This window comes from Xanthomonas sp. WHRI 6106 (genome assembly GCF_040202405.1).
In the GTDB taxonomy this organism is placed as follows: Bacteria; Pseudomonadota; Gammaproteobacteria; order Xanthomonadales; family Xanthomonadaceae; genus Xanthomonas; species Xanthomonas cannabis.
This window is the reverse complement of sequence record NZ_JBEGFC010000017.1, coordinates 57080-78808: the sequence shown is the minus strand read 5'-3', so window position 1 is coordinate 78808 and position 21729 is coordinate 57080. Positions and strand designations below refer to the sequence as shown.

The following is a 21729-nucleotide window of genomic DNA, read 5'->3' as shown; positions in this document are numbered from 1 at the left end:
CCGCCACCTATGGATGAACACGTCTGAAGGAAACCGATCAGAGCTCGCGGATCGAGATCCTGATCAACACAGTTGCTCCAGGGACGGATTCACGGCGTGTCCTGCGATGGTGGGCGGGCAAGGGCCCTGCAGCAGACTCGCAGCAGTAACGTTTTTCTCGGCGACACGGTTTTCAAACCAGCCGCATGGAGCTCAGAGAACTACGGCGACGTAAAAGTGATAACCATCGTCGCCATCAACCGCCACCGATTCATTGCAGCCAATCAAGACGCCGGCGGATACAACGGCGCCAGCACCTCGGGCTCCGCCGCGCTCGCATGCCGCCAGCGGGGGCCCTTGGCAAATGCGTCGCGCAGCGCGGCGCGTGCCCCTGCCACATCCCCGCCGCCACCCCAGCGCGCGCGTTGCATTCGCGCCACGGCGTCGCGCTGGGCGGGATCGGCCAAGGCGGCCAATACGCTGTCGATATCGGCCACACCGGCCATGCCGCAGAGCACGTTTGCCACATCGTCCATGCCCCCGCTGTCCAGCGCGCGGCGCAGCTCGGCTACGCCATGGGTTGCACGCTTGCCGGGCGTGGGCGCGTTGCCGACGGTGGCCTCGGCAGCACTGCGTGCCGCGCCGCGCCGGCGCCGCAACGCCCATACCAACGTCACCACCCACAACACCGCAAAGCCTGCGGCGGCGGCCATCCATCCCCATGGCCGTTGCGTAGCTGGCGACGGCTGCTGCTGCAACGTCAGCGCACTGGCTGTTGGCGCAGGCGCCGCGTCGTTGCTTGCCGGGCTGCCTGTGGGCGCAGGTGCCGGGGCCGGTGCCGCAAAGGCCCCGCTGCCCGCCGCAACATCCAATGTCAGATCCGGCACCGCTGCAGTCTTGGCCGCGCCTGCGCCGACATCCCACCAGGCCACCTGCAGCCCCGGCACGACCAGCGGGCCGGCGCGGTTGGGCACGATCGAATAGCGGCGCGTCAGGCGCAGCTGCGGTGAGCCGTCCACAAAGCGTTCTTCGTATTGCGGCGGCTCGGCGAACACCTGCGCATCGGGCACGCTTGGCGTGGGCAGCTCGGGGAACTGCGCCTGGGTGGCGCCGCGCGCGCTGGCTTCCACCACGAACTGCGTCGCCTCCCCGGCAGTGGCGCGTTGCGGCGTGGCCGTGTAGCGCAACTGCAGGCTGCGCAGCGGCAGCCAGGGCTGCGGCGCGTTGGCCGGCTGGGCACGCACCTGCAGGGGAATGCTGGCACTGCGCGCGCTCAGCTCACCGTTGCCGCGACCGAAATAATCGTCGAAGAACCCGCCGACCGATCGCCCGTTGAATCGCGCCGGGGGCAGCACCAGCCGGCCGCTGCGCTCGGGCACCAGCAGATAGCGCCGCTCCACCACGTTGTACTGGCGGCCGTTGACCAGCTTGACCGAACTGACGTCATCGCCGATGCGTTGCAGCGACGCGCCATCGGGCGCTTCCAGATCCAGCTCGCCCGATGCCAATTGATTGGCAAAGTACAAGCGCACCACCACCCCCACGCTCTGCTGCACATAGGGCTGCGGGTCGTCCACCCGGGTCTCGACGAAAGCCTCTTCATTGCCCTGCGCCGCACTCGGCCCGCCGGCAGCGCCGCTGGAACTGCTGGCGGCATCGTTCGCCGCTCCAACCACCTGCAGGCGCAGCGGCTCGGTGCGCTCATTGCCAACCCGTATCGCCGGCACGATCAGTTCACCACTCTTGCGCGGCGTCAGCACCACACCGAACAGGGCACGCACCGTCACCGAACCGTTGGTCACCTGCATCTGCTGATTGGCGCTCTTGGCGCCCAGCGAAAAATCGGTGCGCAGCGGCGTGTAGTCCGGATCGACGCCGCGTTGGACGGTTTCGATGTTCAACATCACCACGTCGCCGGGATTAGCGCTGTCGCGATCCAGCCACGCGCGCGTGACCGCACCCGCTGGTGCGTCAACCAGCAGCATCATGCAGGCCAGCATGCCGATCGCCGCGCGGCGCAAGTGGTGTCTGCCGATCATCGTCCGTCCCGTTGCCTGCGTTCGTATTCCAGCCTGAATTTGGTCCGCAGCAAGCTACCCGGATCGTCCGGTACTCGCCGCAACCAGGCATCCACCGCCTGGCGTTGCTCGCGTTGCTGCGGCGTCTCGCTTGCGGCGGCGGGCTCCTGCTTGCCGCCTGCGTCGGTCTGTTTGTCGCCCGCCTGCGCCATGGCTTGTTGCATCTTGCGACGCTGCGCCTCATCGGCCTGCTGCTGCGCCCTGGCATCGGCAGACTGCGGTGGCGTGTCCTGCCTGCTCTGCTCGCCTTGCCCGTTTTTGGACTGCGCATCCTGCGACTTGCCGTTTTGCGGGGTCTGCGCATCGGAGGGTTGCTGCTTGCCGTCCTGCGGCTTCTGCCCAGCCTGGCCGGACTGCGCGTCCTGCTGATTCTGGCCCGTCTGCTGTTGCCCGTTTCCATCCTGGCCGGATTGTTTCTGATCCTTGGACTGGCTCTTGCCGTCCCGACCTTTGCCGTCCTTGTTGTCCTGCTGCTGACGCTTGCGCGCCGCGTCGACTGCCGCGCGATTGGCGATCGCATCCTGCTGGTTGGGATGTTGCTTGAGCGCGCGATCGTAGGCTGCAATTGCCTCGTCGTAGCGGCCCTGGCGCGCCAGCGCATTGCCCAGGTTGTACAAGCCCTCGTCGGTCGGCACCGCTTCGAACGCCTTCTGCGCAGCGGCAAAGTCCCCTTTGCGATACGCCTGCACCCCGGCATCCAGACGCTGTTGCTGCACCTGATCGGAACGCTGCCACAAGGTGCCTTCCGCTGCCCGTGCAGGCTGCGCCAGCGGCAACATGCACACCAGCGCTAGCACCGCCACAACCGCGCGCCGGCGAAACGCCAGCAGCGCCAGCAGCATCACCGGCATCACCAGCCAGTAACCCTCATCGAGCCAGGTCTTGCCGCCACCGGCTTCGGCCGCCTCATCGGCAAGCGGCTGCTGGGCGGGATCGAGCACGCCCAGCGCCTGCAGATCCGAGTCGTCCGGGGCAATGCGCGCATAACGCCCGCCACCCTGACCGGCGAGATCGCGCAGGCTGCCCTCGTCGAGTCTTGCCTGGGCGATCTCGCCGCTGCCGGTGCGGTAAGCGGCACCACGCACACTGCCGATGCCCAGCGCGGAGACATGGAATCCGCGTGCGCGTGCGGTGCGGGCAGCGCTTTCTGCCGACCCATCGGCACTGTCGCTGACCACCAGGATGTCGCCCTGTTTGAAGCCGGCCTGCTGCAGCAAGCGGCTCGCCGCCGTGATCGCCCGATCGGCGCGTTTGCCATCGACCGGCATCACCGACGGCGACAGCGCATCCAGAAACACGGCCACGTTGGCGGCGTCCTGCGTCAGGGGCGCGACGGTGAAACTTTCGCCGGCATAGACCAGCAACGCCACATCGCCGCCGGCGCGCTGGCGCAGCAACGTGGCCAGCTTCGCGCGCGCCTGGAGCAGGCGCGAGGGCGGCAGGTCGGTGGCGAGGCTGCTGGAGGACAGATCCAGCACCACCACCAACGGCATGCTGGATTGAAACACCGGGCGCTCGGTCTGCCGCCAGCTCGGCCCGCTCATCGCCACCACCGCCAGCGCATAGGTCAGCGCGGCCAGCACGAAACCCAGCCATCCGCGCCGCCCGCCGGCCACCAGCAAGGCCGGCAACAGGTGCGCGTCCACGCTGTGACGCCACACATCGGCACTGCGCCGGCGTACGTGCCACAGCAGCGCCGCCGGCACGATCGCCAGCAACGCCCACAGCCAGTCGAGGCGCAACAGATGCAACGCTGCCAGCAGTTCGGTGGGCGCGCTCATCGCCATCTCCGCGGCAACACGTACGCCAGCAACGCGATCACCATGGCTGCGCCCAACGGCCAGTAGTAGCGTTCGACCCGCGGCTGCACCGACGGACCCAAGGCCTTCACCGGCTCCAGGCGATCGAGTTCGGCGTAGATGCCCGCCAGCTCTTCGGTATCGCGGGCACGGAAAAAACGTCCGCCAGTTTGCTCGGCAATCTTGCGCAGCCCATCCTCGTCGATATCGTCGTTGCCGCCAGCCGGAATCGGCACGCCGAACAGCGAGTAGCCGCCACTGCCTCCGAAAGCGATGGTGTGCACACGCACGCCCTCGGCCTTGGCCAGTTCGGCCGCCTTCAATGGATTGAGCACCCCGGCGGTGTTGACGCCATCGGTGAGCAGGACCACCACCCGCTGGCCCTGCTTCTGCTCGCGCAGCCGCTTCACCGACAACGCGATCGCATCGCCGATCGCAGTCTCGCGCCCGGCCAGCCCCACCACGCTGTCGGCCAACTGGTCGCGTACGGAGGTCAGATCCGCAGTCAGCGGGGTCAGTGCATACGCGCGCTGGCCGAACACCAGCAAGCCGACGCGATCGCCGTCGCGCCGATCCAGAAAGTCCGACAACACGGCCTTGGCGGCGGTGAGGCGATCGACCACGTTGCCGCCGAGCACCATGTCCGGTTCGCTCATGCTGCCGGACAGATCCACCGCCAGCATCATCTGCCGTGCTTCGCGCGGCGGCTGGATCACCTCGCCCAGCTGCTGCGGACGCGCCAGCGCGGCGCACAACAAGAACCAGCCCACCCACGCCAGCCAGCGCGGCATGCGCAACGACGGCGCGCGTTGCGCCTGGGCCACCGCAAGCAGCTGATCGGCATACGGCACACGCAGCGCCGCAGACTCCTGGCCGCGCTGCGGCCAGAACCACATCAGCAGCGGCAGCGGCATCAACCACCACGCCCATGGCCAGGCGCAATGCGCCAGCGCGTCCTGCCACTGCGACCACTGCAGCCAGTTCATCGCTGGCCCCGCATCAGACCCAGAAACCGGGCGCGCGCCAGTGCCTGCACCGCGTCCAGGTCGGCCACCGCCGGGGCGCGCTGAAAGCCGCCGTCGAGCAGCGCGCGACCCGGCCCTTCCGAAAATGCGCGCGTCTTGCTGTTGCGGCCATCCAGAAACTGCAGCCAGGCATCGCCCTGCAACCGATCGGCCTGCGCATCGACGCTCCGCGCAGCGCGGCGCAGCAGCGCCGACAGTGCTGCCAGACGCTGCGCAGGCGTTGCGGCCCGCCGCAGCTCTGCATCGAACGCCGCCAGCCAGCGACGTTGCCGTTGGCGGCGACGCCACCACCAGAACCACACACCGGCCAGCACCAGCACGACTGCTGCGATCAGCAGCCACCAGCCCGGCGCCAGCGGCCACCACGGCGGCGACGGCGGCAGATGAACATCGCGCAGCGGCAGGGCCTGCGGGCTCATCGTCATGCGCCCCGCACGAGGGTGCTGCCGCCCAGCCACGCGTCGCTGGCATCGTCGGTGGACAGGCGATGCACGCGTACGCCGCGCGATTGCAGCAGTATGGCCAGCTGCTCCAGCGGCGCGACGAACTCGGCCTGCCAGCGCGCGCGCGCAGCCTGGCTGGCAAGATCCACAGCAACGCGCTCACCGCGCACATCGAAACTCAGGGCGCGGGCTGGCGGCGACAGCTCCAGCGGGTCGACCAGCACGATCACCACCACCTCGTGATGCAACGCCAGGCCGGACCAGCGCGTTGCGGAAATCCGGCTTGCACTGCGCGCATCGGCCAGCACGGTCAGGCGCGCGCCTGGCCGCAGGAGCCGCGCCGCATGATCCAGGGCAACCTCCAACCCGGCGTCGCCAGCAGGCGGCTGCGCATACCAGCGCGCCAGGGCATCGAGCACCGGCAGCACACCGCGCTGCCCCGACCGCGGCGCGATCGGCGCCTCGCTGGCGGTGCCGCGCAAGGCCGCGACACGGTCGCCCTGCCGCTGCGCCAGCCATGCCGCCACGGCGCCGGCACGGGCGGCCTGCACCGACTTGTAACGCACGCGGGTGCCGAAGAAGAGTGCGGGCGAGGTGTCTGCCACGATCAGGCTCAAGCGCTCGCGCTCGGCCTGAAACAGCTTGGTATGCGCCCGCCCGGTGCGCGCGGTGACGCGCCAATCGATATGCCGCGCATCGTCACCGGCCACGTACTCGCGCGACTCGGCATATTCCATCCCACGCCCGCGCGTGGCGGCCGGCACCGGCCCCACCAGCCCATGCCGGCCACGCCCCGGTTGCCCGCGGTGCTGCACGGTGCCGCGCAACGCGATCAACTCGGCAAGGCTGGGGCGCAGGCCGTCACCGGCCACGGCTGCCGGTGGGTTCGCTGGGAGGAAGGACGGAATCGAAGACATCGGGCTCGGGCGGGAAGGCGGCATACCTCGGTAGCACGCTGCCCGATCAGGGCAGCGGAATCTTGTCCAGCAACGCGGTGACCAGGCGCTCGCCATCCCACCCTTCGGCGGTGGCTTCGTAGCTGGGCAATACGCGGTGGCGCAGCACATCCGGCGCAATGGCCCGGATGTCGTCGGGGGTGACGTAGTCGCGCCCGGCCAGCCACGCACGCGCACGCGCGCACCGCTCCAGGGCGATCGAACCGCGTGGGCTCGCGCCCCAGGCGATGCGCCTCGCCAATGCCGGGTCGTAGCGCTGCGGATCGCGCGAGGCCAGCACGATCTCGATCAGGTACCGCTCAAGCTGCGGCGCCAGGTGCACATCCAGCACCACGCGGCGTGCGGCGAAGACGTCGTCCAACGGAATCCTGTCGGGGACGGTCTCGTGCTTTTCCAGGGTGTCGCGGGCCGCCTCGCGCGCCAGACGCAGGATTTCCGCCTCGGCATCGGCCTGCGGATAGCCAATGCGCACATGCATCAGGAAGCGGTCCAACTGCGCTTCGGGCAGCGGGAACGTGCCCTCCTGCTCGATCGGATTCTGTGTCGCCATCACCAGGAACAGCTGCGGCAGCGCGTACGTATGCCGGCCAACGGTCACCTGACGTTCGCCCATCGCCTCCAGCAGCGCCGACTGCACCTTGGCCGGCGCACGATTGATCTCGTCGGCCAGCAGGATGGGATGGAAGATCGGCCCCGGCATGAACTCGAACCGGCTGTCCTGCGGCCGCCAGATCTCGGTACCGGTCAGATCGGCGGGCAACAGATCCGGGGTGAACTGCACCCGCGCAAAATCCGCTTCCAGCCGCGAGGCCAGCGCGCGGATCGCGGTGGTCTTGGCCAGGCCCGGCGCGCCCTCCACCAGCAGATGGCCATCGGCCAGCAGGGCGATCAACAACCGTTCCACAAGCGCGGACTGGCCGACGATGCGCTGCGCCAGCGACTCGCGCAGCGAGGTGAATTGACGATGCAGCCGGTCCTCGGCGGGCGCGGCGGCGGCTTCTGGCGGGAGGAGCGGCGGTGCGTTCATAGGCCCAGTGTGACCGATTCGAACGCGATTGGTTCACCGCAGGGCTTTAAGAGGTTCAGGGAGTGACGGGGGTCAAGCTCACCTCGGGCCAGCCAAGCTACCTTTGATCGGCGGGGACCACATCGCAGCCGTCTTCGATCACGCATGGCGGATAGCCCATCAATCCGGCATGCATTGCGAGCTTCTGCGTTTGCGTCGGACTTTGCGCACAAGAAGTGAAAAAAAGAAGGCCGCTTGCGCGGCCCTCCTGTCGGTGTCCAGTGCCGTTACCGCGCTGCGCTTGCGACCCGCAGCACTTTCGGGGTAACAAAGACCAGCAACTCGGCCTTTTCCTTGCTGCGGCCGCGCTTCTTGAACAGATTACCCAAGAACGGGATGTCGCCCAGGAACGGCACCTTCGACACGCTCTCGCGGTCCGTGAATTCGTAAACGCCACCGATCACAACCGTTTCGCCATCGGCCACAAGCACAGCCGTATTGACTTCGCGACGGTTGATTTCCGGCACAGTCCCGTATTGCGGCAGATCGATAAAACGAGCGACTTCGTCCTTCTTCACATTCATGTTGAGAAAGACCCGATTGTCGTTGGTAATCGTCGGCGTCACTTTCAGCTCGAGCAGGACTTCCTTGAACTGCACGTTGGCTTGCGAACCGCCGCCGGCGACACCGGCACCGCTGATGGTTACATAGCCGATCTCCCGGCCCTGCTTGATTACGCCTTCACGCTGATTGGCCGTCACGATGCGCGGATTCGAAACGACCTCACCGCGACCTTCCTCCTGCATCGCCGACAGCTCGATGTCCAGGTTGAAATGTGAGCCCAACAGCGTGTAAGCAAGACCCGCGGCGCCGCTGTTCGTGAAACCACCAGCTCCAAGATCAACGTTCAGGCCGGACGGAAACAGATGAGCTGGCAACGTTGTCTGCGTACCACCATTGGCGATTTCCAGACCAGCTTGCGCAGAGGTATTGAGGTAGTTGACATTGCTTTCCAGCGAACCGCTCAAGATGCCCCGACCCGTTGCACCGGTGACACCAAAGCGCGCGCCTAGGTCGCGCGCAAACGTATCGGTCGCAATCACGATGCGGCTTTCAATCAACACCTGATCCACCGGGCGATCAATATGCGAAATCAACTCGCGCATCTGCGCGACCTTTTTCGGAATGTCGCTGATCATCAAAGTGTTGGTGCGTTCATCAGCAACCAAACGTCCGCGTGGCGACAAAAAGCCATTATCTTGCTGACCGGCACCACCTTGTCCGCCTTGCCCACCACCGCCACCACCGCCAATCCCCTTCGCCTCTGTCAGCGCCTTAAAGATCACCGCCGCATTGTGGTAATTGATCTGCACGTAATCGGTGATCAGGTCCTCGCGGTTCTCGATCGCGATACGGGCGTCTTCCTTGTCCTGCTCGAACTTGGCCAGCTCCGGCTGCGGGGCAACCCAGACCACGCCGCCATCGCGGCGCTTGTCCAGGCCCTTGGCGCGCAGCACGATGTCCAGCGCCTGGTCCCACGGCACGTTCATCAGGCGCAGGGTAACGTTGCCCTGCACGGTGTCGGAGGCGACGATGTTGAGGTTGGACTCTTCGGCGATCAGCTGCAGCACGGTGCGCACCGGCACGTCCTGGAAGTTGAACGTCACCGGGCGACCACTGTAGCCGCGCGCGGCGATCTGCGCCGCTGCCTGGGTGACGGCTGCGGCGCTGACGCCACCGACCGCGGGCTGGCCCTTGCGCGGAGTGATTTCCACCACGTATTCGTTGCCGGTCTGATAGGCCAGCGAATCGAAGGCGCCCTTGGTCGACAGCACCAGCTGCGAGCCGGAACCGGACGGCTTGACCTCCACCCGCTGCACCGGCGTGGCGAAGTCGGTGACGTTGAGCGGGCGCTGCAGCTCGGGCGGCAGCCTGGCGTTGCTGATGTCCACCAGCACGTTGTCGCCCTGCGTGCGCAGATCGGGACTGGCGCCCTGCCCGTCGAACTTCAGGATCAGGCGGCCCGCACCATCGTCACCGCGTTTGAAATCGATCTTGGACACCGCCAGGCTCGCCGGAGCGGTCTTGGCAGGGTCCTGCGCGGGCTGTGTCAGCGCGGCGGCGGCAAACGCGCTGCCGCCGGCCAGCGCCAGCGCGCATCCCAACGCGCAGGCCTGGAGCATCGCGTGGCGTCGAACCGGACGCAGCCGCTGGGCATTGGAAAACGTCATCGTGCTATCCCCTATCACTTTATTGATCATCCAATGCGAGCGCGGCCGGCCGTTCAAGCCATCCACCCGCACCGTCCGGCACAAGTTCAATCAGCTCGATGCGGTCTTCGTAGACCCCGGTCACCCGGCCATCGCTCTGTCCCAGATACACACCCGGCCGCACGCGGTAGGTCACCTTGTCCGGTGCCATCACCAGCGCGATCAGACCCGAGCCGCCCCCAATGGTCCCCACCATGTCGAGCGCGTCGAGCGGAAAGGCCTCCAACGGCTCCTTGCGCCGGTTCGGATCCGGACGCGTGCCGTTGCCGCCTTCCGCACTGACCCAGGCATCGCTGAACGGGTCGCGCATCACCTGCGCGGCATATTCGAACGTCTCGAACTGCTGCATCACCGGCAACGGCTCCAGCGGCGGCGCAGGGCGCGCGCGCACTTCGGCCACCCAGGCTTCCAGATTCGGCGCATCGCCCGGGGTGCTGGTCACCCCGCGCGTGCACGCCGGCAATACAGCAATTAGCGCCACGCAGGACAGGATCTTGAGCAGTTTCATGGTCATTGGCCGCCCTTCTTCGCCGCGTCGGCCGCCGCCTTCTCCTGCTCGGCCATTTCCTCATCGTCCAGATAACGATAGGTCTTGACCGTGCCGGATAGCTCGAGCGCGCCGCGCGGTGTGATGCCAGCCTTGGCATCCTTGGGCTTGAGGTTGATGTCGTGCATGGTCAGGATCACCACGCGCGGCAGCGATGCCACGCCGCTGACGAAGGCGCCGAACTGGTGGTAGCTGCCCACCATGCGCAGGGCGATCGGCTTCTCGGCGTAGAACTCCTTCGGCGATTCCGGTCCCGGCTGGAACAGCTCGTTGGACAGGCCGCTGGACAACGCAGTCTGCGAGATATCGATGATCAGATCCGGCATTTCGGTCTTGCTGGGCAGCTGACGCAGCATCTGCTGCAGCACCTGCTCCATCTGCGCGAGCTGCTGCTTGAGCGGCTCCAGATTCACCGCACGGCCCTGCTGGGTCTCGAACTCGGCGCGCAGCTGGGATTCGGTGCCTTCCAGCCCTTCCAGCTCATCGCGCTTGCCGCTGATCAACAAGAACCAGGCCAGCACCAGGATGAACAGGCCAACCACCACGCAGAACACGATGCGTGCCTGCTGCGGCCAACCACCGATGTTGTTGAAATCCAGATCGCTGAGCTTGAATGATTTCTTACTCATGACGCCGCCCCCTCCTGCGGCCGGTTGGCGGGCGCCGGTGCTGCCTGCGTCGGTGCAGGCGCCGCGGCCGGCGACGTTGCGGGCGCAGGCGCCGCTGCCGGAGCAGCAGGCGCGGCACCGGCAGGTGCTGCACCCGGCGCGGCCGGATCCACCACGCCCGGCGTAGTGCCGTTCTTGTCAGCTTCGTTCGGGTTGGCCAGCTTGACCTTGAGCGTGAACACGTACGGCAGCGTGTTGGTGTCCATCGACGAGGTGGCAGGCTGCCCGGCCTTGTCCTGGCTCTTGGCCTCGATGATCGACAGGTCCGGATTGGTCATCCAGCCCGAACCTTCGAGGTTGCGCATGTAGGCACTGACGCGGGCGTTGGATTGCGAGCGGCCTTCCAGCGTCAGGATGTCGCCGTCCTGCTTGATGTTGGTCAGCGCCACACCGTCGGGAATGGTGCGCACCAGCGAATCGAACAGGTGCACCATCTGCGAGCGGTTGGCCTGCAGCTCCTCGATCACCTTCTTGCGCGCAAGCAGGCGGTCCTTCTTCTTGTCGAGTTCCTTGATCTCTTCGTTCTGCGCCTTGACCTTGTCGATTTCGGCGGTCAGGAACGCATTGCGCTCGGTCTGGCCGGTGATCTGCGCGTCGTAGTAGAACCAGATCAAGGCCGACAACAGCACGCCGCCCAATGCGGCGAAGCCCAGCATCGAATAGAACTCGCGCTCGCGCGCCTTCCGGCGCTCGGCGCGCCAGGGCAATAGATTGATTCTTGCCATCAGTCAAAGCTCCTCAGGGCCAGGCCGGTGGCGATCATTAAAGCGGGCGCATCCAGCGCCAGCGCATGGGCCTGAACCTTCGGGCCCAGCGTCATCTGTGCGAGTGGGTTGGCGACCACGGTGGTCACGCCCAGCTGCTCTTCCACCATCTCCGGCAGGCGTGACAGAGCGGCGCACCCGCCGGCCAGCACGATGCAGTCGACGCGGTTGAATTCGCTGCCGGCATAGAAGAACTGCAGCAAACGGCTGATCTGCTGCACCGTCGCTTCCTTGAACGGCTCCAGCACTTCGACCTCGTAGCTCTCCGGCAGCCCGCCCTGGCGCTTGGCCAGCCCGGCTTCTTCGTAGGTCAGGCCATAACGGCGCATCACTTCGTCGGTGAGCTGCTTGCCGCCGAACACCTGTTCGCGGCTGTACAGGCTGCGCCCGGAGCGCAGCACGCTGAGCGTGGTCATGGTGGCGCCGATGTCGACCAGCGCCACCACCGCATCGGCGGCGACCGGCAGTTCACTGGCGACCAGGGCGAACGCGTTTTCGACCGCGAAGGCCTCCACGTCCATCACCTTGGCGGTCAGGCCACCCAGTTCCAGCGCCGACTGGCGCAGTTCCACGTTTTCCGAGCGCGAGGCGGCCAGCAGCACCTGGACCATGTCCGGGCTGTTGGGCATCGGGCCCAGCACCTCGAAGTCGAGATTCACTTCCTCGATCGGGTACGGAATGTAATTGGTGGCTTCCAGTTCGACCTGGGCCTCCATGTCGCTGTCGTCCAGATCGGCCGGCATCGGGATCAACTTGGTGATCACCGCCGAGCCAGCCACGGCAGCTGCCGCGTTCTTGGCCTTGCTGCCGGAACGGTTGATGGCGCGGCGAATGGCTTCGCCGACCGCCTCCACTTCGACGATGTTCTTTTCCACCACCGCATTGGGCGGCAACGGTTCAACCGCGTAGTGCTCCACGCGGAAACGATTCCCGCTGCGCGACAGCTGCAACAGCTTGACCGCAGTGGAACTGATATCGACACCAATCAGTGGCGACTGACTCTTGGGTAAAAGCCCCACGGTAACTCCCCTGCCGACGGGCACTTGGACGCATGTCTGCGCCCTCGTATTAATAATCAAATTTTAACAGTTGACAAGCCCTTCACGCGCAAGGCAATGACCTCGCGACCGTGACCCCCTTGCTGTCTTCTGCGATCCCCAGAGTCCGGCCCCAGCCAAACCCGGCGTCATCTATACTCTGTGACCAAGAAATCTGCAATCGGAATCTCTCTTACATGCCCCGTATTCGCCGTTGGCTGGGCTGGATCCTGGCCGCGCTCGTCGTGCTCGCACTGCTTGGCGCTATCGCTGCCGGCGGCCTGTATTACGCCATTTCCTCGAAGTTGCCCGATGTACAGTCGCTCAAGCAGGTCGAGCTGCAGGAGCCGATGTACGTGTATGCCAGCGATGGCCGCCTGATGGCCGTGTATGGCGAGACCCGGCGCTATCCGATCCAGATGAAGGACGTGCCGCTGCGCCTGAAGCAGGCCTTCCTGGCAACCGAGGACGCGCGTTTCTACGAGCACGGGGGCGTGGACTACAAGGGCATCGGCCGTGCGGTGTGGCTGCTGGCCACCACCGACGCCAAGCGCGTGCCGGGCGGCTCGACCATCACCCAGCAGGTGGCGCGGCAGTTCTTCCTCAGTTCCGAGTACAGCTACACCCGCAAGCTCGCCGAGATCCTGCTGGCACGCAAGATCGAGAGTGAGCTGAGCAAGGACGAGATCTTCGAGCTCTATCTCAACAAGAGCTTTTTCGGCAATCGCGCCTACGGCGTGGGTGCGGCCGCCGAGTACTACTTCGGCAAGAAGATGAGTGAGCTGAGCCTGGACGAGATGGCTTCGCTGGCCGGCATTCCCAAGTTCCCGTCCAGCGGCAACCCGATCAGCAACCCGGAACGCGCCCGCGAACGGCGCGACTACTACGTGCTGCAGCGCATGGCCGACCTGGGTTTCGTCAGCCAGGCCGAAGCCGATGCCGCCAAGGCGGTGCCGATGCATGCCAAGCCGCACGAGCCGCCGGTCGAGGTCTACGCGCCGTACGTGGCCGAACTGGTCCGCCAGGAGATGATCGCCAAGTACGGTGGCGATGTGCTCAACAAGGGCTACCACGTCACCACCACCATCGATGCCACGCTGCAGACGGGCGCGGACGCCGCCATCAACGACGGCCTGCGCCTGTACGACCATCGTCATGGCTGGCATGGCGTGGAGCAGCACGTCGACGTGGCCGCAGATGCCGACACGCCGGCACTGGCCAAGCATCTGTCCGGGGTGTTCACCCAGGGCGGGCTGCGCCCGGTGATCGTGGCACGCAGCAACCCTGACGGCGGCGTCACCGTCGTGCAGCACGACAAGACCGAACTCACCCTGCCTGCCTCGGCCAGCCGCTGGACCGGCAAGACGCCCGCCAAGCTGCTGACACGCGGCGACCTGACCCGCATCCGGGCGGGCGAAAAGGACGGTGAGTGGATCATCGACCAGCTGCCGCGTGGCCAGGCGGCCCTGGTGTCGCTGGACGCCAACAGCGGCGCGCTGCGCGCACTGGTCGGCGGGTTCAGCTTTGCCGGCAACAAGTTCAATCGCGCCACCCAGGCACGCCGCCAGCCAGGCTCGAGTTTCAAGCCCTTCGTGTACGCGGCGGCCTTCGAAAAGGGCTTCAACCCGGCCTCGATCGTGCTGGATGCGCCGGTGGTGTTCCGCGACCGTCGCGGCAAGACCTGGTCGCCGCAGAACGATGGCGGCGGATTCCGCGGCCCGATGCGCCTGCGAGAGGCGCTGGTGCAGTCACGCAACCTGGTGTCGGTACGGCTGCTGGACGCGATCGGCGTCGATTTCGCACGCAAATACATCAGCCAGTTCGGCTTCCAGGAAGCGGAGCTGCCGCCCAACCTGTCGATGTCGCTGGGCACCGCGTCGCTGACCCCGCTCTCGGTGGCACGCGGCTATGCGGTGTTCGCCAACGGCGGCTCACGCGTGGACACCTGGATCGTGGATGAGATCAAGGACCGCGATGGCAATGTCATCTTCAAGGAAGTGCCTGCCGTGGCCTGCCGCACCTGCGCGCTGCAGGGCGGCAATGTCGCCCCGGTCAGCCAGGTGGTGGACGGTTTCAACTTCGGCGCGCAGGCACCGGCAACACCGCCGGCACCGGTAGCCGATGCCGCACCCACGCCGGCAGACGCCGCGCCGGCACCGATTGCCGAAACCAAGATCGCCCCGCGCGCCATCGACGAGCGCACCGCCTACCAGTTGGTGTCGATGATGCGCGACGTGGTCCAGCGCGGTACCGGCACCGCGGCCAAGGTGCTCGGCCGCGAGGACGTCGGCGGCAAGACCGGTTCCACCAACGACCACCGCGATGCCTGGTTCTCCGGCTTCGGTGGCCCCTACGCCACCACCGTGTGGGTGGGCCGCGACGACTTCCGCTCGCTGGGCTATCGCGAATATGGCGGCAAGGCCGCCCTGCCGATCTGGATCGACTACATGCGCGTGGCACTCAAGGACAAGCCGATCGCCGCCAATGACCCGCCCGATGGCATGACCCAGGCCACCATCAATGGCGCGGTCGAATGGGTCAAGAACGAGGACCTGGATCGCCTGCAGGATTACGACTACGGCCTGCAGGAGCAGCAGGACGAGAAGGCCTTCGATATTTTTTAAGGGCCGGGATTCGGGATTCGGGAATGGGGAATCGGAACAGCGGGGCTGCTCCGGTTCCCCTTTTTCTTGGGCGGGTGAGGCAGTTGCAGTGACGCGAACAGGCAGCTGCCGTTCGTGGCTGATTGCCTGATTGAGCGAAGTCGGCAGTACGACGCGGTTCGTGCTCGACATGGCGCGACGCATTCGCCATGTCTTCATGCAGCTGTTGTAGAGTCGAGCCCAGGTTCATCAGGGGAGCCAGGTCATGCAACACGCACGCGAGCACGCCGATACACGCACCCGGGAGCGTCGCCATCGTCTGGCGCATGAGGCCGCCCGCCTGATGGCCGAGGGCGGGATTCGCGATTTTCATCAGGCCAAGCTCAAGGCCGCCAGCCGGCTCGGCATTCATGACGATGCCTCGTTGCCGCGCAACCGCGAGATCGAAGATGCATTGCGCGAATACCAACGCTTGTTCGCCGGACCCGAGCATGGCGTGCGTCTACGCCAACGCCGCGAAGCGGCCGTGCGTGCACTGGAATTTCTCAGCCCGTTTCAGCCGCGACTGACCGGCCCGGTGCTGGACGGCACTGCCGATGCGAACGCGCCGGTGCAATTGCAGCTGCATAGCGACGATACGGATGCAGTGCAGCGGTTTCTGGAAGACCACCGCATTCCGGCCGAGGCGCGCACCCGTCGTCTGCGCCTGGATCGCGACCGCACTGGCGACTTCCCCGTGTGGCTGTTCAGTGCCGAGGAGCTCACCTTCGACCTGACCGTGCTGCCCTACGACGCATTGCGGCAGGCACCGCTGTCGCAGCTGGACGAAAAACCGATGCCGCGCGCCTCGGCGGCACAGGTGCGGCAACTGCTGGCCGATGACGAGCGCCAGGGTTACGTACAGCAGCTGCCCTGAGCCGTACCGAGCGCGTGGCGCCACGGACTAAGGCGTGGAGGTCCAATCACTCATCCGGCAGACCGCAAGCCACAACGCAAAACGCCCCGCGGTGCGGGGCGTTTTGCTCACGCAGACAACCTGAAACCGCTTAGCGCTTGGCGCTGTCGGTGTAGTCGCGCTTGTCGTAGCCGGTGTAGATCTGGCGCGGACGGCCGATCTTCATTTCCGGGTCGACCTGCTGTTCCAGCCAATGCGACACCCAGCCGGCGGTGCGCGCGATGGCGAACATCACGGTGAACATCTCCACCGGGATATTGAGCGCCTTGTAGATCAGGCCCGAGTAGAAGTCGACGTTGGGGTACAGCTTGCGCTGCACGAAGTAGTCGTCCTTCAGCGCGGCTTCTTCCAGCTTCAACGCCACTTCCAGCAACGGGTCGTTGACGCCCAGCTCGCCCAGCACCTTGTGGGTCATCTCGCGGATGATCTTGGCGCGCGGGTCGAAGTTCTTGTAGACGCGGTGACCGAAGCCCATCAGACGGAACGAGGAGTTCTTGTCCTTGGCCTTGGCCACGGCGGACTCGACGTTATCGGCGGTGCCGATCTCTTCCAGCATCTTCAGCACCGCTTCGTTGGCGCCGCCGTGTGCCGGGCCCCACAGTGCGGTGATGCCAGCAGCCACCGACGCGTACGGGTTGGCACCGGTCGAACCGACCAGGCGCACCGTCGAGGTGGAGGCGTTCTGTTCGTGGTCGGCGTGCAGGATGAACAGCAGATCCAGCGCCTTGGCCACGACCGGGTTGATCTCCAGCGGCTCGCTCGGCACTTCGAACATCATGTGCAGGAAGCGGTCGACGTAGTTCAGGTTGTTGCGCGGGTAGCGGATCGGCCAGCCGATCGAATAACGATACGCAGCAGCTGCCAGGGTCGGCACCTTGGCGATCAGACGGATGGCGGCCTGACGGCGCTGCTCCGGATCGTTGAGGTCCAGGGTGTCGTGGTAGAACGCCGACAGCGAAGCGACCGAGCCGGCCAGCATGGCCATCGGGTGCGCGTCGTGGCGGAAACCGCCGAGGAAGTTCTTCAGCGACTCATGCATCATCGTGTGATGCGTCACTTCGTGGTCGAACTTCTTGAATTCGTCCGCCGTCGGCAGTTCGCCGTTCATCAGCAGGTACGAAACTTCCAGGAAGCTGGACTTCTCGGCCAACTGTTCGATCGGGTAGCCGCGGTACAACAGCACGCCATTGTCGCCATCGATGTAGGTGATGGCCGACTTGCAGCTGGCAGTGGCGGTGAAGCCCGAGTCGTAGGTGAACAGACCGGTTTCTTTGGTCAGCTTGGAAATATCGACGCAGTCATTGCCCAGCGTGGGCTTGAGAACCGGCAGAACGACCGACTTGTCGCCGGCGTTGAGCGTGACCTGATCAAGATCGGACACTGTGTACGCTCCTTCAGTGGAAGGCGCCTGATCCCACATGGGCAGGCACGTGATGGAAGTCCAAGGCGTCGCCTCGGATCACGTCATTATCGCACAGCAGCATTTTGGCCGTCGCTTGGACAGAAGTCGTAGACGCACTGGCCGGGGGCACGCAAACGAAGCGCGGGCGACCCAAAAAACAACGGCCGCGCAATGCGCGGCCGCTGCCGGTACAGCCCGTCCTGCAAGTTCAGCGCGCGTAGCGCTTCTGGAACTTGTCGATACGGCCGCCGGTGTCGATCACCTTGTGCTTGCCGGTATAGAACGGGTGCGACGCCGAGGAAATTTCCACCTTGACCAGCGGATATTCCTGGCCGTCTTCCCACTTCACGGTCTCTTTCGAGCTCATGGTGGAACGGGTCAGAATCTTGAAATCGGACGTCACGTCGTGAAAGACGACGTCTTTGTAGTTGGGATGCACGTTATCTTTCATGGACTTGGCGCCGGGCTGCCTGGATAAGCCGGGTATTATAGCGGCCCCCACTCGCCCGGCGCAAGGCGGGCCCTAACTGGCGGCCAGGGCGGCCCCGACCAGGCCGTAGAACTGCTGAAGGTCATAGGCCAGCAGCAGGTTGGCGTTGTCGGGCGCCCCACCCTGGCGGTTCCAGTCCACCAGGGTCATGCCGCGGGTATGCGTGCCGGACAGCTCGATGTGCACCGGGCGCTGCTCCAGCTTCTGCGAGCCTTCCGGATGCAGGGCGAACGCCATGGCCAGCGCATCGGCCGCATACCAGTACTCGCCGCGACTGTCTTCGGACCACAGCCGGGTCTTGCGCGAGATTTCCTCGTAGAAGCGGGCGCGGGGGGTATCGGCGGCCAGCCACTGCTCCACGTCCCGGTGCAACAGGCCGTGCGCGATGGTGGCCTCCCAGTCGGCGACGTCGAACTGCGGGAAGCCGCGGAACACGATGTGCGCCGCCTCCGGGTCGAAGCCGATGTTGAACTCGGCCGCCGCGGTGATGTTGCCGTGCCCGGTCAGCGCTCCGCCCATCACCACCAGCCGTGCCACGCGCTGCGGCAGGGTCGGATCCAGGGTGAGCGCCAGCGCAAGGTTGGTCAGCGGGCCAAGCGCGACCAGCAGCAGCTCGCCGGCGTGTTCGTGCGACAGCCGCAGGATGGCGAGCGCCGCATGCTCGGCCTCGGCAGTGCGCTTGGCCGGTGCCAGACCCACGTCGCCGAAGCCATCGATGCCGTGCACGTGCGCCGCATCCACCGAGGGGTGCAGCAGCGGCTGCGGGCAGCCAGCGTAGACCGGCACATCGGTGCGCCCGGCGATCTCGCACACCTTCAAGGCGTTGCGCACGGTGTGATCCAGGCCGACGTTACCGGCGGCGATGGTCAGCCCGACCACCTCGTGGCGGGTGTCGTTGAAGGCCATCAGCAGCGCCAGCGCGTCATCCACGCCCGGGTCGGTATCGATCAGCAGCGGTATTGTTTTTGTCATGGGATTCGGGATCGGGCATTCGGGATTCGTTGCGGCATCTTCGCAAGGATCGGCGAGCCGCGCGAATTCCGGACACGTGCAGGTCGCAGCAACGCCGCCTTGACGAATCCCCAATCCCGACTCCCGATTCCCGGCCGCTCAAGCGGCCGCATACCGCACCGCGCCACCGATCCAGCGCGCGACGACGCGGTCGGCGATTTCCGGCGCGTCGGCGAGCAGCCGTTCGGCCAGCACCTGCACGCGCGGCAGCAAGCCGGCGTCACGCGCCAGGTCGGCGATGCGGAAGCTGGCCAGGCCGGTCTGCCGGGTGCCGAGCAATTCACCGGGGCCGCGCAATTCCAGGTCCTTCTCCGCGATCACGAAGCCGTCGTTGGTCTGGCGCATGGTTTCCAGACGCTGCCGCGCCATCATCGACAACGGGCCCTGGTACAGCAGCACGCAACTGGAAGCGGCCGCGCCGCGCCCGACCCGGCCGCGCAGCTGGTGCAACTGTGCCAGGCCCAGGCGCTCGGCATTTTCGATGATCATCAGCGAGGCATTGGGCACGTCCACGCCGACTTCGATCACGGTGGTGGCGACCAGCAGATCGCTGCGACCCTGCTTGAAATCGAGCATGGCCTTTTGTTTCTCAGCCGGCTTCATGCGGCCATGCACGAGTGCGACGCGCACGCCGGGCAGTTGCGCCGACAAGGCGTCGAAGGTGACTTCTGCGGCCTGCGCTTCGATGCGTGGCGGCCCGTTTGGCGCGCCCTTGCCAGGGTCTTCGCTTTCTTCGATCAGTGTGCACACCCAGTACGCCTGCCGTCCTTCGGCGCAGGCGGCGCGGATGCGTTCGACCAACTCGGGGCGGCGTTCTGCGCTCAGCACGATGGTCTGCACCGGCGTGCGGCCGGGCGGTAGTTCGTCGATGGACGAGACGTCCAGATCGGCGTAGGTCGACATCGCCAGTGTGCGCGGGATGGGCGTGGCGGTCATCACCAGCTGATGCGGCACGCTGCCGGCGCCTGCGCCCTTGTCGCGCAATGCCAGGCGCTGGTGCACGCCGAAGCGGTGCTGCTCATCGATGATGGCCAACGCCAGGTCATGGAAGACCACCGCCTCCTGCATCAGTGCGTGCGTGCCCACCACCACCTGCGCCTGGCCGGAGGCAACCTCGGCCATCGCCGCGGCGCGCGCCTTGCCGGTGACCTTGCCGGCCAGCCAGACGATGCGCACGCCCAACGGCTCCAGCCAGCCGCGCAGATTGGTCAGATGCTGCTCGGCCAGCAGTTCGGTGGGCGCGGCGAGTGCGACCTGCTTGCCCTGCTCCACCGCCAGCATCGCCGCCAGCGCAGCGACCACGGTCTTGCCGCTGCCGACATCGCCCTGCACCAGCCGCAGCATCGGCGATGGCTGGGCAAGGTCGTGCGCGATCTGTTCGAACACGCGTTGTTGCGCGTCGGTGAGCTGGAACGGCAATACGCTGCGCAATTGCTGCACCAAGGTGCCATTGCCGGGCAACACCGGCGCATGAAACCGCTGCAGCGCGATGCGCTGGCGACGCAGGCTGAGTTGATGCGCCAGCAATTCTTCGATGGCCAGGCGTTGCTGGGCCGGATGCCCGCCGGCGAGCAACTGCTGCGGGTCGGTATTCACCGGCGGCCGATGCATGGTCAGCAATGCCGTCCGCAGCGATGGCAGGCGCTCGTCCTGCAGCCAGCGCGGCGGCAGTAGCTCCAGTGCCGCCTCCGGTGGCAAGCGCTCCAGCGCCTGGCCGATGAGCTTGCGCAATGTCGCCGGACCAACGCCTTCGAGCACCGGATAGACCGGGTCCAGGCTGTCGCCCAGGCCGGCATCCTCGCCCGGGGCGAGCACGCGATAACTGGGGTGCACGATTTCCCAGCCCTGCTGGCCGGGCTTGGGGGTGCCGAACACGCGCACGCGCGTGCCGACCGCAAACTGCGCCACCTGTGCGGCACGGAAATGGAAGAAGCGCAGGACCACGCTGCCGTGCGAGTCGTCCGAGACCGCCACGCGCAGCACCGGGCGGAAGCGGAAGCCGCGTTCCACCGCATCGACCCGCCCTTCGATCTGCGCCGGCACGCCGCTCTGCAGCTGCGCGATCGTGGTCAGGCGGGTGCGGTCTTCATAGCGTAGCGGCAGATGCAGCCACAGGTCCTGCACGCTCAGGATGCCGCGCGCAGCAAATTTCTCGGCGACTTTCGGGCCGACCCCGGGCAGGCTGGCGAGCGAGGCCTGGCCGGCGACGGCCAGGGCCGGGGTAGCGGGACGCGCGCGCGGCACGACGGATCGATCGGCTCAGTTACGCACGGTCACTCGAGCACCATCACCGCATCGACTTCGAAGCCGGCGCCCTTGGGCAGCCCGGACACTTCGATGGTGGAGCGCGCGGGGAACGGGGCCTGGAAATAGTCCTGCATCACCGCATTGACGGCGGCGAACTGGCCGAGGTCGGTGAGGTACAGGCCCAGGCGCACGATCTTGTCGAGCGAGCCGCCGGCCGCTTCGGCCACCGCCTTAAGGTTGTCGAACGCGCGACGAGCCTGCGCACCGATGTCGCCCGGCACGATGTCGCCGGTGGCCGGGTCCAACGGAATCTGGCCGGAGAAATACACGGTGTTGCCGGCACGCACGGCCTGCGAATACGGGCCGATGGCGGCGGGCGCCTGGTCGGTATGGATGATCTGGGACATGGCGACTCCGTCAACGCTGAAAACGAACGCGCATTGTATCGG

18 protein-coding genes are annotated in these 21729 nt (G+C 66.3%); 2 read left to right on the top strand and 16 right to left on the bottom strand.

The genetic code is table 11. The annotated features are described in order from the left end of the window. Positions 1-263: 263 nt before the first annotated feature. The 11 genes from ABQZ09_RS19435 to ABQZ09_RS19385 form a co-directional block, all read right to left on the bottom strand. Positions 264-2018, bottom strand: a complete 1755-nt coding sequence (locus ABQZ09_RS19435; RefSeq protein ID WP_349777677.1) for a BatD family protein — start codon at positions 2016-2018, stop codon at positions 264-266. Further along, positions 2015-3838: a tetratricopeptide repeat protein gene (locus tag ABQZ09_RS19430; protein WP_349777676.1), complete on the bottom strand. Its 1824-nt coding sequence runs from the start codon at positions 3836-3838 to the stop codon at positions 2015-2017. The genes ABQZ09_RS19435 and ABQZ09_RS19430 overlap by 4 nt, the downstream gene beginning before the upstream one ends. Next, positions 3835-4842 carry a vWA domain-containing protein gene (locus ABQZ09_RS19425; protein ID WP_349777675.1) on the bottom strand — a complete coding sequence of 336 codons (1008 nt, stop codon included), beginning with the start codon at positions 4840-4842 and terminating at the stop codon, positions 3835-3837. The genes ABQZ09_RS19430 and ABQZ09_RS19425 overlap by 4 nt, the downstream gene beginning before the upstream one ends. Further along, the gene (locus ABQZ09_RS19420; protein ID WP_184556341.1) at positions 4839-5300 is read right to left on the bottom strand and encodes a DUF4381 domain-containing protein; all 462 of its coding nucleotides are present in this window, start codon (positions 5298-5300) and stop codon (positions 4839-4841) included. Before ABQZ09_RS19420 ends, ABQZ09_RS19425 begins: the two co-directional genes overlap by 4 nt. Before the next feature lie 2 nt (positions 5301-5302). Next, a complete protein-coding gene (locus ABQZ09_RS19415; protein ID WP_349777674.1) occupies positions 5303-6265 on the bottom strand; it encodes a DUF58 domain-containing protein in 963 nt (320 codons plus the stop codon). A 22-nt stretch (positions 6266-6287) separates the two neighbouring features. Next, positions 6288-7307: an AAA family ATPase gene (locus ABQZ09_RS19410; RefSeq protein WP_104580729.1), complete on the bottom strand. Its 1020-nt coding sequence runs from the start codon at positions 7305-7307 to the stop codon at positions 6288-6290. 266 nt (positions 7308-7573) lie between these two features. Continuing rightward, positions 7574-9517, bottom strand: a complete 1944-nt coding sequence (locus tag ABQZ09_RS19405; protein WP_349777673.1) for a type IV pilus secretin PilQ — start codon at positions 9515-9517, stop codon at positions 7574-7576. 19 nt (positions 9518-9536) lie between these two features. After that, positions 9537-10070 (bottom strand): pilus assembly protein PilP, encoded by a 534-nt coding sequence (locus ABQZ09_RS19400; RefSeq protein ID WP_011038332.1) that lies wholly within the window; start codon positions 10068-10070, stop codon positions 9537-9539. Further along, positions 10067-10732, bottom strand: a complete 666-nt coding sequence (locus tag ABQZ09_RS19395; protein ID WP_047695637.1) for a type IV pilus inner membrane component PilO — start codon at positions 10730-10732, stop codon at positions 10067-10069. The genes ABQZ09_RS19400 and ABQZ09_RS19395 overlap by 4 nt, the downstream gene beginning before the upstream one ends. Continuing rightward, positions 10729-11496: a PilN domain-containing protein gene (locus ABQZ09_RS19390; RefSeq protein ID WP_349777672.1), complete on the bottom strand. Its 768-nt coding sequence runs from the start codon at positions 11494-11496 to the stop codon at positions 10729-10731. Before ABQZ09_RS19390 ends, ABQZ09_RS19395 begins: the two co-directional genes overlap by 4 nt. Next, the gene (locus tag ABQZ09_RS19385; RefSeq protein ID WP_039409920.1) at positions 11496-12554 is read right to left on the bottom strand and encodes a pilus assembly protein PilM; all 1059 of its coding nucleotides are present in this window, start codon (positions 12552-12554) and stop codon (positions 11496-11498) included. The genes ABQZ09_RS19390 and ABQZ09_RS19385 overlap by 1 nt, the downstream gene beginning before the upstream one ends. A gap of 215 nt (positions 12555-12769) precedes the next feature. Here ABQZ09_RS19385 and ABQZ09_RS19380 point away from each other — a divergent pair, with 215 nt between their 5' ends. Both ABQZ09_RS19380 and ABQZ09_RS19375 read left to right on the top strand, forming a co-directional pair. Next, positions 12770-15196, top strand: coding sequence for a penicillin-binding protein 1A (locus ABQZ09_RS19380; protein ID WP_503019471.1), 2427 nt, complete (start codon positions 12770-12772; stop codon positions 15194-15196). A gap of 244 nt (positions 15197-15440) precedes the next feature. Further along, positions 15441-16091 carry a hypothetical protein gene (locus ABQZ09_RS19375; RefSeq protein WP_039409914.1) on the top strand — a complete coding sequence of 217 codons (651 nt, stop codon included), beginning with the start codon at positions 15441-15443 and terminating at the stop codon, positions 16089-16091. 130 nt (positions 16092-16221) lie between these two features. Here ABQZ09_RS19375 and ABQZ09_RS19370 read toward each other — a convergent pair whose 3' ends face one another. The 5 genes from ABQZ09_RS19370 to ABQZ09_RS19350 all read right to left on the bottom strand — a co-directional run bounded on the left by ABQZ09_RS19370 (position 16222) and on the right by ABQZ09_RS19350 (position 21687). Next, positions 16222-17511, bottom strand: coding sequence for a citrate synthase (locus tag ABQZ09_RS19370; protein WP_039409911.1), 1290 nt, complete (start codon positions 17509-17511; stop codon positions 16222-16224). Between the two features lie 229 nt (positions 17512-17740). Then, positions 17741-17983: a type B 50S ribosomal protein L31 gene (locus ABQZ09_RS19365; RefSeq protein WP_039409907.1), complete on the bottom strand. Its 243-nt coding sequence runs from the start codon at positions 17981-17983 to the stop codon at positions 17741-17743. A 72-nt stretch (positions 17984-18055) separates the two neighbouring features. After that, a complete protein-coding gene (locus ABQZ09_RS19360) occupies positions 18056-18994 on the bottom strand; it encodes a nucleoside hydrolase (RefSeq protein ID WP_349777671.1) in 939 nt (312 codons plus the stop codon). A gap of 138 nt (positions 18995-19132) precedes the next feature. After that, complete coding sequence (gene recG, locus ABQZ09_RS19355; protein ID WP_349777670.1) at positions 19133-21277, bottom strand: ATP-dependent DNA helicase RecG; 2145 nt, start codon at positions 21275-21277, stop codon at positions 19133-19135. A 29-nt stretch (positions 21278-21306) separates the two neighbouring features. Further along, on the bottom strand, positions 21307-21687 hold the full coding sequence (locus ABQZ09_RS19350; protein WP_349777669.1) for a RidA family protein: 381 nt from the start codon (positions 21685-21687) through the stop codon (positions 21307-21309). Positions 21688-21729: the final 42 nt, after the last annotated feature.

Bases quoted from the DNA above. Each gene is read 5' to 3' on its own strand.
- ABQZ09_RS19430 (WP_349777676.1), bottom strand. From the start codon at position 3,838: ATGAGCGCGCCCACCGAACTGCTGGCAGCGTTGCATCTGTTGCGCCTC.
- ABQZ09_RS19360 (WP_349777671.1), bottom strand. From the start codon at position 18,994: ATGACAAAAACAATACCGCTGCTGATCGATACCGACCCGGGCGTGGAT.
- ABQZ09_RS19410 (WP_104580729.1), bottom strand. From the start codon at position 7,307: ATGAACGCACCGCCGCTCCTCCCGCCAGAAGCCGCCGCCGCGCCCGCC.
- ABQZ09_RS19380 (WP_503019471.1), top strand. From the start codon at position 12,770: ATGCCCCGTATTCGCCGTTGGCTGGGCTGGATCCTGGCCGCGCTCGTC.
- ABQZ09_RS19365 (WP_039409907.1), bottom strand. From the start codon at position 17,983: ATGAAAGATAACGTGCATCCCAACTACAAAGACGTCGTCTTTCACGAC.
- ABQZ09_RS19350 (WP_349777669.1), bottom strand. From the start codon at position 21,687: ATGTCCCAGATCATCCATACCGACCAGGCGCCCGCCGCCATCGGCCCG.
- ABQZ09_RS19435 (WP_349777677.1), bottom strand. From the start codon at position 2,018: ATGATCGGCAGACACCACTTGCGCCGCGCGGCGATCGGCATGCTGGCC.
- ABQZ09_RS19375 (WP_039409914.1), top strand. From the start codon at position 15,441: ATGCAACACGCACGCGAGCACGCCGATACACGCACCCGGGAGCGTCGC.
- ABQZ09_RS19405 (WP_349777673.1), bottom strand. From the start codon at position 9,517: ATGACGTTTTCCAATGCCCAGCGGCTGCGTCCGGTTCGACGCCACGCG.
- ABQZ09_RS19420 (WP_184556341.1), bottom strand. From the start codon at position 5,300: ATGAGCCCGCAGGCCCTGCCGCTGCGCGATGTTCATCTGCCGCCGTCG.
- ABQZ09_RS19390 (WP_349777672.1), bottom strand. From the start codon at position 11,496: ATGGCAAGAATCAATCTATTGCCCTGGCGCGCCGAGCGCCGGAAGGCG.
- ABQZ09_RS19425 (WP_349777675.1), bottom strand. From the start codon at position 4,842: ATGAACTGGCTGCAGTGGTCGCAGTGGCAGGACGCGCTGGCGCATTGC.
- ABQZ09_RS19395 (WP_047695637.1), bottom strand. From the start codon at position 10,732: ATGAGTAAGAAATCATTCAAGCTCAGCGATCTGGATTTCAACAACATC.
- ABQZ09_RS19415 (WP_349777674.1), bottom strand. From the start codon at position 6,265: ATGCCGCCTTCCCGCCCGAGCCCGATGTCTTCGATTCCGTCCTTCCTC.
- ABQZ09_RS19400 (WP_011038332.1), bottom strand. From the start codon at position 10,070: ATGACCATGAAACTGCTCAAGATCCTGTCCTGCGTGGCGCTAATTGCT.